The sequence below is a fragment of the Chryseobacterium gossypii genome (assembly GCF_041361455.1).
Classification (GTDB): domain Bacteria; phylum Bacteroidota; class Bacteroidia; order Flavobacteriales; family Weeksellaceae; genus Chryseobacterium; species Chryseobacterium gossypii.
This window is the reverse complement of the sequence record NZ_JBGCUR010000020.1, coordinates 1-11,684: the sequence shown is the minus strand read 5'-3', so window position 1 is coordinate 11,684 and position 11,684 is coordinate 1. Positions and strand designations below refer to the sequence as shown.

The 11,684-nt window shown below is 37.6% G+C and carries 11 protein-coding genes; 10 read left to right on the top strand and 1 reads right to left on the bottom strand.

Going from position 1 to position 11,684, the window contains the following annotated elements; all coding sequences use genetic code 11:
* Window positions 1-2 precede the first annotated feature (2 nt).
* The 4 genes from ABMQ40_RS11530 (at window position 3) to ABMQ40_RS11515 (ending at window position 3,267) form a co-directional block, all read left to right on the top strand.
* Window positions 3-545, top strand: coding sequence for a hypothetical protein (locus ABMQ40_RS11530; protein WP_370899701.1), 543 nt, complete (start codon window positions 3-5; stop codon window positions 543-545).
* Window positions 546-705: 160 nt separating this feature from the next.
* On the top strand, window positions 706-1,452 hold the full coding sequence (locus ABMQ40_RS11525) for a hypothetical protein (RefSeq protein ID WP_370899699.1): 747 nt from the start codon (window positions 706-708) through the stop codon (window positions 1,450-1,452).
* 15 nt (window positions 1,453-1,467) lie between these two features.
* On the top strand, window positions 1,468-1,956 hold the full coding sequence (locus ABMQ40_RS11520) for a hypothetical protein (protein WP_370899697.1): 489 nt from the start codon (window positions 1,468-1,470) through the stop codon (window positions 1,954-1,956).
* 246 nt (window positions 1,957-2,202) lie between these two features.
* Window positions 2,203-3,267 carry a DUF2891 domain-containing protein gene (locus ABMQ40_RS11515; protein WP_370899695.1) on the top strand — a complete coding sequence of 355 codons (1,065 nt, stop codon included), beginning with the start codon at window positions 2,203-2,205 and terminating at the stop codon, window positions 3,265-3,267.
* Here the strand turns inward: ABMQ40_RS11515 and ABMQ40_RS11510 are convergent.
* The gene (locus ABMQ40_RS11510) at window positions 3,264-3,737 is read right to left on the bottom strand and encodes an Mpo1 family 2-hydroxy fatty acid dioxygenase (protein ID WP_370899693.1); all 474 of its coding nucleotides are present in this window, start codon (window positions 3,735-3,737) and stop codon (window positions 3,264-3,266) included. The two genes, ABMQ40_RS11515 and ABMQ40_RS11510, sit on opposite strands and share 4 nt — an antisense overlap.
* A gap of 71 nt (window positions 3,738-3,808) precedes the next feature.
* Between ABMQ40_RS11510 and ABMQ40_RS11505 the strand changes: the two genes are divergently transcribed.
* From ABMQ40_RS11505 to ABMQ40_RS11480, 6 genes are all read left to right on the top strand, one after another.
* Window positions 3,809-4,654: a helix-turn-helix domain-containing protein gene (locus ABMQ40_RS11505; RefSeq protein ID WP_370899691.1), complete on the top strand. Its 846-nt coding sequence runs from the start codon at window positions 3,809-3,811 to the stop codon at window positions 4,652-4,654.
* Window positions 4,655-4,743: 89 nt separating this feature from the next.
* A complete protein-coding gene (locus ABMQ40_RS11500; protein ID WP_370899689.1) occupies window positions 4,744-6,054 on the top strand; it encodes a TolC family protein in 1,311 nt (436 codons plus the stop codon).
* Window positions 6,055-6,077: 23 nt separating this feature from the next.
* The gene (locus ABMQ40_RS11495; RefSeq protein WP_370899687.1) at window positions 6,078-7,190 is read left to right on the top strand and encodes an HlyD family secretion protein; all 1,113 of its coding nucleotides are present in this window, start codon (window positions 6,078-6,080) and stop codon (window positions 7,188-7,190) included.
* A 50-nt stretch (window positions 7,191-7,240) separates the two neighbouring features.
* Complete coding sequence (locus tag ABMQ40_RS11490; RefSeq protein ID WP_370899685.1) at window positions 7,241-8,869, top strand: efflux MFS transporter permease; 1,629 nt, start codon at window positions 7,241-7,243, stop codon at window positions 8,867-8,869.
* 167 nt (window positions 8,870-9,036) lie between these two features.
* Entirely contained in the window at window positions 9,037-9,741 is a 705-nt protein-coding gene (locus ABMQ40_RS11485) for a class I SAM-dependent methyltransferase (protein ID WP_370899683.1), read from the top strand.
* Between the two features lie 259 nt (window positions 9,742-10,000).
* Window positions 10,001-11,620 (top strand): right-handed parallel beta-helix repeat-containing protein, encoded by a 1,620-nt coding sequence (locus ABMQ40_RS11480; protein ID WP_370899681.1) that lies wholly within the window; start codon window positions 10,001-10,003, stop codon window positions 11,618-11,620.
* Window positions 11,621-11,684: the final 64 nt, after the last annotated feature.

The window sequence follows — 11,684 nt, the reverse complement described above, 5'->3', positions numbered from 1 at the left end:
ATATGAAAAAGTTAGTATTATTTTTAGCCATTTTCTTCCTATTTACTTGTAATAAGATAACAGACCAAAAAAAAGAAACTAAAAAAGAAGAAAAACATGAATTGAAAAATATTCTTGAAGAAGAAAATTTAAAAACACAAGAATATATTCCATACAAAGATGATAAGTTTGACTTTAATGATAAAAAACTTTATGAAAATTTAAAGAAGGCAATAAATGAAGGAGATACTCTTGCATATAATATAGCAGCTAAACAGTATATTATCAATGGTCGTCAAAAAGAGTTTCTATATTATGCGATACTTATGGCTGAAAAAAATAATTATATACAAGCATATTCTGACATATCTACAATACTGGGAATATATAATTATGAAAACCCTTCAGACATGGAATTTGTTAGTAAATATAAATTGTATTGTCTGCTAAAAGCCTATGAAATGGGAGATGATGGAGCAAAACAATCTGTAAATTATATCTATACAGAAAAAGGAAAAAAAATTCCTAAATCTTCATCAATATATTGTCCTAAAAATACAAAGTAGGTGTTTTCTTACTTTGTTTCTCTTTTCAAATAATTTTGATAGGAAAGAAAAATATATTAATAGCATCTAAAAAATCCCTCTTGATTAATTCAAGAGGGATTTATCTCCCGTTATAGATATTTGGCGGGCAATACAAAATATTAGTGTAACCGGGACAAAAATGATTCAAAATTCCGTAGTGGGTGCTGTTGGAAGTATTTTTAATGGAATAGCAAATGGACAGAACATTTTTAAAAGTGCCTTAATAGGATTCTCAGGAATAAATTACTCATTTAATTTATCAGGAAATAGTGTAACTTCAACGGATATTTCAGATAGCCCATATGGAGGGTATAAAACAAATTCTGAGGATTATAGCTTTGTAAGTGCTTCTTATGCTATAAACGATGAAGAGCCTGTGAACTTCTTTGGACAAACTGGAGCTGATGCGCCATTTTATCAAAAGTATAAAGAAATGTATAGTTTCTTTAAGGGAACTGCCGGAGATGGAGTTTTTAGAGCTTATGGACATGGGGGGTATGGCTCGATATGGAATGGTGAAGATGAGATTAAACATGCAGATAAGTTTGATAGTGTGATGAATGCTAGAAATAGCAATTGGAAAAATGTTGATAAAATGAAAGACCCTATTTTAATATTATATGTTTGTAGATCTGCAACGTCTTACCCAGAACTTAAAAGATATCAACCTTTTGGCCAAAAGGTATCAATAGCACATCCTAATCTTACTGTAATAGCCTTTGATGAATATGTAACTTATGATAATTCAATAAAAGGAATAAGAAATATTAATAGAAATGAAAATAAAGGGGATGGTCTAGGCTCAATTGTTTTTTATAGAAATGGAGAAATTTTAAACAGACAATCATATTCTGAATTTCTAAAAAAATATCCTAAATTTCAGTAATTAGAACTTAGTAAAATGAAAAAAATAAAATTATTTTTAGCATTACTTTTATTATTCAACTGTGCTAAAAAAGAAAAACAAATAAATAAAATTGTCAATAATGATAGTATTAATAGATTTGAAATCCCAAAGTTTGATTTCCATGATAAAGAACTTCAAACTAACCTTAATAAAGCAATTTTAAATGGTGATACATTAGGTTATATAAGAAGTTACAAAACATATACTATTAATGGTAGAGATAAAGAATTTTTGTATTATGCTATAATAATGGCAGAAAAACACAACTATCGAAGAGCTTATTATGACATTTCAAGAATCCTATCTCTAAGACCAACGGATTCAATTTATAAAAAAAATAATTATTCAAGTAAATTTGGAGATTATTCATTATTAAAATCTTATGAATTGGGAGATGATTTTGCGAAAGATGATGTAAAAGATTTTTATATTAATGAACATAAACCAATTCCAAAGTCTTCATCAATCTATTGTAAGGAGTAATATTATAGCTGTAAAAATAATTTAGAGTATTGAATCAATACTCTAAATTATGAAAATTGCTAGGAAGTTATTTAAGTTGTGAGTTTCTTTGGGAAAACTGACGAAAAAGCTTTTCATCAAGTCTTTGAAAAATGCAAGATCTTTTCAAAGATACAAAAGGAGATGGAGTTTTTAGAATATACTCACACGGTAATTTCGCTTTCGTTTTAAGGTGAGTAAATAGAAATTATTTTATATTTTTATTGAATGAAAAAAAGTTTTTTAGCATTGATTTCGGCATCATTCCTATATGCTCAGGAAGTTCCCAGGCTGACGGATGAAATAGCCATGAAATTATCGGAGAAGCCGCTCCATTGCATTACGCAGGAATATCCCAACAAAACGGCTCACATCATCAATAATGAAACTGAGGTTCCCCTGAGTCCGAAAGATCTGCATCCCAGCTTTTACGGATGTTTTGACTGGCACAGCTCGGTCCACGGGCATTGGATGCTGGTAAGACTCCTGAAAACAAAACCTACATTATCCAATGCCAAAGAGATCGAAAAAGTTCTTGACCATTCATTTCAGAAAGAAAACTTACAGGCCGAAGCTGACTATTTTACCAAATATCAGCTTACCAATACATTTGAAAGAACCTATGGATGGGCCTGGCTGCTGAAGCTGGATGAAGAACTGGCTACCTGGGATCATCCGAAAGCCAGAGCCTGGCATATGAATCTGAAGCCATTGACGGATCAGATCTTAAAATCCTGGAAAGCCTATCTTCCTAAGCAAACCTATCCGAACAGAACGGGGGTACATCCCAATACCGCCTTTGCCATGGCTTTTGCAATAGACTGGGCAAGAGCGAATCAGGATAAGGATTTTGAAAAACAGCTTATGGAAAAAGCAAAATACTTCTATCTGAAAGACCAAAATACTCCTGCTTATCTGGAACCTGACGGGTCAGATTTCTTTTCCCCAAGCCTCGAAATTGCAGATCTTATGCGGAGGGTCCTGCCTCAGAATGACTTTATAAAATGGCTAGACGGCTTTTATGAGAAAAGAAGCCTGGAGAATATTGAAAAAGCTCCTGTAGTGAGTGACCTGACCGATTATCAGACGGTTCATCTCGTTGGCTTATCCTTTTCCAGGGCCTGGTGCATGAAAGGGATCGCCAGGGCGCTTCCCGATAATCACCGTTTGAAAAAAGATTTTCAGAGAACAGCGGATAAGTTCCTGGCTAACGGATTGCCTTTACTGTTTCAGGGAAATTATGGAGGAGACCACTGGCTGGCGAGCTTTGCCGTATATGCCCTGGAAGATTAATATCTGATCCCCAGCTTTTTTAAAACAAGACCTAAAAGCCAGACAGGGCCTATCAAGAGGAATTGCAGATCCTTAAGAAAAGACGGTTTCTTGCCTTCGATTTTATGGCCTGCTAACTGAAGAATCCATGCGATGATGAAAGTGATAAGGTAAATGATCCACGATCTTGTTCCATAGCGGATGTTCACTGTATAGGCAAAATGTTCCATTATTAGCATTACCAGGACCATCAGGAAACTTATCAATGCAGACAGCCTCAGATAGAACAAAGTTATCAGAATAACGGTGATACTGCTTACAACGCTCATGCAACCGAAATAAGAAGCACAAAAATGTGACGACGGGATAAGAGAAATAAAACCTAGAATTGTCCAGAATATCAGGGGAACACAGAACCAGTGAATTAATTTATTGGTTGCATTTCTGTGACTTTCACCATATTCTGCAAATAATAAATCTATCTTTCTCATAATACAGGATTTGGAAAATACTAAAATAGTAAAATTTTGTAATCGCAGAGGAGATTGCTTACTTTTGTACTATGTCTGTCTTAGAAAAGTTCGGGGTTGAGATTTTTACTCAACATAATATTTTCGAGAGAATCGCTTTCGATAAACCTTTTCGTCCTGAGAATCCGGCTTTTATCTTCGTAAAAGCCGGAAAAATAAAGCTTCGGCAGCATTTCAGCGATCTGGAGCTTTCCGCCAATAAGTTTATGGTGGCAGATCCGCAAACGGTGTACGAAATGATTTCAATAAGCGATGATTTTGAAGGGCGGATGCTTTCATATAAAAGAGAGTTCATTTCGGCTCTGTCACTGAAATTCAACAGGCTGATCGCGTACCGTTATTTCAGGCAGCAAATGAACCGTGGCGTTCCTTTTGAACCCGGCGAGATGGCTATGGTATGGGAAAGTGTGAACTTCCTCAAATATGTGCTGAATACTGATGAGGGGATACTTTACAAAAAAGAAATTGTAAAGCATCTCTTTTCCGTTTTTTGTTATCAGATGGCCGGAATCATTTCTAAAGAAGACAGCAACTCAATGAACCAGATGTCGCGACAGGAAGAAATTGTCTTTATATTTCTTAACGATCTTGCAGAGCATCACCATAAAGAACGATCGGTAGAGTTTTATGCTTCAAGACAATCTATTACAACCAGACATCTTTCATCTGTAGTGAAATCCATTACAGGGAAATCCGCAGGCCAGATCATTAACCTGATCATTATGAATGAGGCCAAAGTTCTTCTGAATTCCTCCAAAATGCCTGTTTCTTCGGTTTCCTCATCTTTAGGATTTAGTGACCAATATTCCTTTTCCCATTTTTTTAAAAAGCATATGAAGGTCAGCCCTACGCAGTACCGGAATCAATTTGAGAATTGAAATCTTACTTTTGAACATCTTTTTCTAAAAATCAAACATTTGTTTGATATTATGGGCGCACTAACTTTGCACCTGTAAAACAAGGTAAAATGATTAAAAATGTAAAAACAGCCTTATCACTTGTGATAATGATATTTCCTATGCTGTTTTTTTCACAGGAGATAAGGCGGATGACAGCAGATGAGATTGCCTTACTTGCAGTACAAAACCATCAGCAATTGAAGATTTCATTCCGGAATATTGATGTTGCAAAACAGAATACGAATATTGTAAAACTTCAGAAGCTTCCTGTTATTACAGCTTCAGCGAGCCAGTTTTATCTGGGTGATGGACTGGCTATTGATAAGGATTTTTCAAATTCAAGCCGTATCCCGTTACCTCACTATGGCAGTTCTTATGCCGTACAGGCTACTCAACTGATTTTTAAGGGAGGTTTGGTGAATAAATCTGTTGAGCTGGCGGGGCTCCGGGAACAGCTCTCTGAGCTGGATCTGGAAAAGAACAAACAGGATGTTAAATTTTTAGCGATATCCGGCTATCTGGATATTTATAAGATCTTGAATCAGCAAAAAGTTTTTCAAAGTAATAGGACCCTGGCCGAAGAACGGCTGAAAAATATCCGCAAATTTTATCATCAGGGGATGGTGACCAGGAACGAGGTCATCCGCGGTGAGCTAGTAATTAAAAACCTGGACCAGGGAATACTGGCTTTGTCCAATAACCGTAAGATCCTTAACTATAATTTAAATATCGCCTTGGGACTGCCTGCCGATACAGAGATTATTCCGGTTGAAGATCTGGAACATAAGGAAGAAGGGATCGGAATGGACTATTATTTAAATCTTGCCCACGACAGCCATCCGCAATTAAGATCAGCAAAAACCAATGTTGCTGTTGCCGATAAAAATATAGAGATTATAAAGACCGATAAGATGCCGGCGCTGGCGGGCTTTGGCGGTTATACCCTGCAGCGGCCGGTTACTACAAGGAATCCCGTTGTAGACATGTATTCAGGAGGCTGGCAGACGGGGATCTCACTCAGCTATAACATTGATAACCTCTACAAAACGAAGGAAAGAGTCAGGCTGGGTGAACTGCAAAAAAGCCAGGCAAACGATGCCGTAATTCTCGCCGGACAAAATGTGGATATGGCCGTAAATGCCGCCTATACCAAGTATCAGGAAGCTATTCAGCAGGCTGTAATTCTGAATAATGCCAGAGAGCTGGCAGAAGAAAACTACAAGATCACAGAAGCGAAGTATTTAAACCAGCTGGCAGTTCAGGCAGAGATGATTGACGCCCAGAATCAGAAGCTGCAATCGGAACTGGATTATGCCAATGCAGAAATCAATGTCTTATACCAATATTATAATCTTCTGAAATCTACCGGAACCTTATAATCATAAAACTTAAAATCAGTGAAATGGAAAACAACGAACAGAATATTCAAAATGTACAGGAAGCTCCGGCTTTATCGGCTGCAGGACATAAGAAAAAGGAAGCAAGAAAAAATAAGATCAGAGCCGTCATATCCAATATCATTGTTTTTTTTATCATAGGTTTCGGATTGTACTGGCTGGTATGCGAATATTTTCATATGGGAGATAAAACGTATACGGAGGCAGCACAGGTTGAAGAATTTATTAACCCGATCAATACCAGGGTTTCCGCTTATATCAGGGAAATTAAATTTACAGAACACCAGAGGGTAAAAAAGGGAGATACTCTGGTAGTACTGGATGATCGTGAGATCTTAACCCAACTGGGGCAAGCGGAAGCAGCTTATCAAAATGCACTGGCCCAGCGTGCAGCAACGAGCTCATCCGTAAATACGGTTTCAAATAACGTTAATGTAATGGAATCCAATATCGCCGGGGCAAAAGCGAGATTATGGAATGCTGAGCAGAATCTGAACAGATACAGAAACCTTCTGGCTGCTGAGGCAGTGACCCGGCAACAATATGATCAGGTGAAAACTGAATATGATGGTCAAAAGGCAGCTTATGAAACTTTGGTTGATCAGAAACGGTCAGCAAGCCTGTCCACGACTGAGGTAAAAAGCAAATTCGGTATTATTGATGCCGAAATCAAGAGGACAAAAGCAGCCCTTGATATGGCGAAGATCAACCTTTCCTATACTGTAATTACAGCACCTTATGACGGGGTGATGGGAAGAAGAACCATTGCTGAAGGCCAGCTGATCCAGCCGGGACAGCAGGTAGCAACCATCGTTCTTGACGGGCAAAAGTGGGTGACGGCCAATTTTCTTGAAAGCCAGATGCCTGATGTAAGAGTCGGCAAAAAAATGATAATGACAGCTGATGCGCTCGGCGGGCAAAAGTTTGAAGGAATTGTAACTGCAATTTCAGCGGCAACTGGTTCCAGGTATTCCAGTGTTCCGACGGATAATTCAACAGGTAACTTTATCAAGGTACAGCAAAGGATCCCTGTAAGGATCGAATTTACACCTTTAAACAGAAAAGCTGATATTGAAAAGCTAAGCGCAGGTATGAATATGAATGTGACGGTGAATTAAAAGTATAAATCTTAAAATAAAAGGTTCTGATATGATAGCGAAGATCAGGAGTGAAAATCTCGTTATATGGAACCTTATCTATCGTAAACATGTACAACAAAGGATTATATTATGATTGGGTGCCAAAGCCTGTCCAGCTTTTACTGATTATACTGCTGATGACCCTGGTGATGCCTCTTGGAGGAGTTTACACCGGAAATATCAGTTATCTTGTAGGGGGTACGGGCGAGCTTTCAGAATATTATATCTGGGCGAACTATGCCACGACAATTGGTATGGGAGCCTGTATGCCTATCGTTCTGAGGTTGAAAATGCGGTTTAAAATAAGAGATAAGATTACTGTAGTACTGATCATTTTGGGGATCTTAAATTATATCAATGCAACCACGTTACAGCCACAGATAATCGTTTTTACTTCCCTTCTGATAGGCTTTTTCAAAATGATGGTGGCAATTGAACTGTTTTTACCGCTGATGGCCATGATTGGGAACCGTGGCATGTTCTATGGGGTGTTTTACACCTTTGTCCTGGTCATGAATCAGATTGCCAGTTATTATGCCGTAGAAGTTTCAATAATGTACAACTGGCAGCAGTTTTTTGTTCTGATATCAGCTTTATGTGCTATTATGGCCTTTATACAGAGGATTTTTATGCATGACAAATATTTTGCGCTGAAAGTTCCCCTGTATTATATCGACTGGCTGAGTATCTTACTCTTCATGTCTGCTTTTATGTCCTCGGCATATGTTCTTTCCTTTGGCAGGCAGCAGGACTGGCTAAACTCAAAAAATATCATCAATATGAGCTTTGCAGCGTGTATAAGCTTTGCTTTACTGGTGATCAGGCAGCTGTATTTGAAAAGGCCCTATTTGTCTTTCAGGATATTTTCCAGGAACAATGTGCGGCACGGATTATTCATGCTGCTGTTTCTTGGGATGTTCCTGGCGACTACCTCTCTTCAGAATACTTTTGCCGTCGGGGTTTTGGGATATGATCAGCTTACCAATGCCAGGCTTAATATTCTGATGATTCCCGGGATTATTCTGGCAGGAATACTTGCCATAGTGTGGTTCAGGAATGAAATCCCTTTGAAAATGTTTATTTTTTCTGGGTTCTCTGCAATGGTGGGATATGCAATGGTGATGTATTTTTCAATGGTGCCTGAATTTGGCTATGACAGGTGGTATTTGCCGATGTTTCTCAAAGGGTATGGGATGTGCTCACTTTTTATTTCAGTATGGTTTTATACTCTTGATAAGCTTGAAGTGGATGAGATGCTGGCAGCGATCGGGCTGGTGCTGGTTTGGAGAACCTTTCTTACAGTAGGGATTTTTTCAGCATTATATTCCTGGTTCCAATACCGTTTCCAGATCGTTGCGATAGGGGACCTGGCAGTTTACATGGACGGGATGACATTCAGCCCGCAAAATATGGCTTCAGGCCTTAAAACCGTACAGCTGAACGCTTTGCTGATTTCCGGTAAGAAAATGTTCGGATATATTATCTGGGCTGGTCTCGGAATACTGGTATATGTTCTTACCCATCATTTCGGAAAAGAGCGGTTCCGGCATTTAAGATTTGTGAGGCTGATCAGAGGTAAATCGGTGATTGCAGGAAGAAGATTAAAAGAACAAAAAATAATTGAAGATATTAAAGACGCCGCAGGACCAGCTGTGTAAGGACACCTTGTTTTCATTGTAGTGAAGCTCCGATTATCTTAAAACCGGGGCTTCACGGCAAATGATGTATAGAAAGGCCTTCAGCTATTTTATCTTAAAATCATTGCTGGTTTGTCCGGGCTTTATTTATCAGAAAACCCGTATCTTTGGCAACTTAAAGATCAGGCATGAAAGATTTAATGGGCAAAGCAATCTGGGATTATTATCATGATAATCATCCTGAAGATTTGCAGACGGAAACTTCGATCTCTGAGCTGGATGAGCTTCCTGTAGAATATCTTTTTCGGGACTTTGAAGGGATGAATAAGATCGAGCAGAAAGCACTCCAGTTGACTGAAGGAAAGGTTTTGGATATCGGAGCCGGAGCAGGCTCTCACAGCTTGTATCTTCAAAATGTGAAAAAGCTGGATATTTCAGCTCTGGATATTTCCCCAAAATCTATTGAGATCTGCCAGCTGCGTGGCGTAAAAAATGTTATCTGCAAAAACGTGCTTGAATTTTCGGGGGAAACCTTCGATACTATTTTATTGTTGATGAATGGAACAGGCATTTTTGAAAGCCTCTCCAGGATCGATGCTTACCTTCAGAAGCTGTATTCATTGTTAAATACGGATGGCCGGATTTTAATTGACAGTACGGATATTTTATATATGTTTGACCGGGATGAGGATGGTGGCGTTTACATTCCTGCAGACGGATATTATGGTGAGCTGGATTATGTGGTCCATTACAAAGGCGAATCCGAAGAACCTATACAGTGGTTATATCTGGATTTTGATACATTAAGAAATGCAGCTGAAAATAACGGCTTTAAAGCAGAAAACGTATTGCAGGACGGAGATTCTTATCTCACAATACTGACTAAAGCATAAAGAGCTCTGTTTCTTTTTTAGAGATCAAAAACTAAAATAGGCTGTTTTTTGGCTTTATCATTCAATTATATCTTTACAAAATAATTGTCTGCGCCGCAATTCCATAGATTGCGTTTCCATCGTTTTAATCAGTATTTGTGTTGTGTTTTTAGTAGAATAAGATTTTTTAATCAATAAAAAAATCTTACGACTAGTTTTGTCGTCATGCCCATTTACATTTGACACATCATAAAATATTAATCTTAAAACCTTAAAAAAAATGGAAAAAATTCAAATTATTGATCCGAATACGTTAGAAGTAGCCAATTATGTAAAAACAGATATCTGGCATGACGGAACTGCTATGACACCGGAAAAATGTGATGGTGTATTGTATAAAGAAATGGAATGCGGTGTTTTTTACAGACGCCAGATTACCGGTACGGTTAGAATGGCCTGGTATAAACATCTTATGACCAATACGGATGTGAGCCAGATCATTAATTCAGCAATTGATTGTGCGCCTCCATATTCCATTATCGATGGCGAAAACGGTTTCTATGAGGTACACTCAATATGGCTGAAGTCTGATATCACATTTAGAAACTTTAATTTAAAATCTATAGGTACTGCCGAATCCGATGTAAGTGTTTTATGCATTGGAAATGATTTTAACTATTTAAATAATCCCAATCCTTTTCTGGCGGACAGATATGCCGAAAGGGTTTATAAACAGAGTATAACTGTTGGAGAGTCTAATATCAGAATTGAAAATGTAACTATTGATGGAAACAGAAAAGATCATACAGGCTTAGGCCCAGAAAAAAGAGATGGTGGAAAGCAAGGGATCTGCATTAAAGGAAAGGTTTCTGACATCAAAATTAAAAATTGTAAAGTGATACACTGCGCTACGGACGGTCTGCAGATTTACAGCAGCTTATTACGTGTTGCCGACGATACGGTTTTTTCAGCGACTGATATTGAAATTGACGGATTAGTTTGCGAATTAAACAGAAGGCATGGCGCAAGCGGAGATAGTATTAAAAATCTTATTGTAAGAAATTCAAGGTTTAATTACAATGGACATACAATAGACAATTCATCAGAAGGAAATCAGGGAGCTCTGTTTAACGGGGTTTTGTATGGAAACGGATGGGATATGGAAGGATATGGCGTGGGATCCAACATTCGCGATATCCAGTTTATCAATTGTCAGTTCATTGAAAATATTAAATATGGTTTATTGGTATATGATGCAGCGACAGGTACAGAAGCCGGATTTAAAAAAAGAAGCAAGATTTTCCTTAAAAATTGTGAGTTTGATTTTGGTATTGAAAATCCGGAATTTACAGCTATTGCCATTACCGGTGCCCAGGCTAACCTGACTCATGGGGTTTATCTTTATGATGACATTGTTATTGATAATTGTAATATTATCGGAAAGCTACTGTTGAAATCTATTCAAAACATCATCATCAGAAATTGTCATCAAACCTATAGTGAATCTGATACTAATATAATTCGTGGAATTTTACAGAATATCGAATCTGCAATAATCCGGAATACCCAAACCAAAAGATACCTGTGGGAAGGAGCTGATTTCAAAATTGTAAGCGATGATATTTTAACAAAAAGTCTGGATATAAATTTTGGACAAATTAATGCAGGGGCTCTGCAAACAATTGATGTGGAGTTTCCCGAAGCAGAATTTGGTGACATTGTTACCACAACACTGACTACACTTAACGAGAGTCGGTTCAAAGAATTCTCGCTTACAGGGCTCGTTGCTTTTCCAGGCAATAAGGTCTTGATAACAATCAAAAATAACTCAGGTAGCTCCGAAACTGTCTCATCAGGTAGATTAAAAATATTTGTAGAGAAAAAACTTATTGAAAAATAATAATTAAATAACAAGAGGCTGTCTCAAAAGGACAGTCTTTTTTCTGCTCATGTTTTTTTTAATC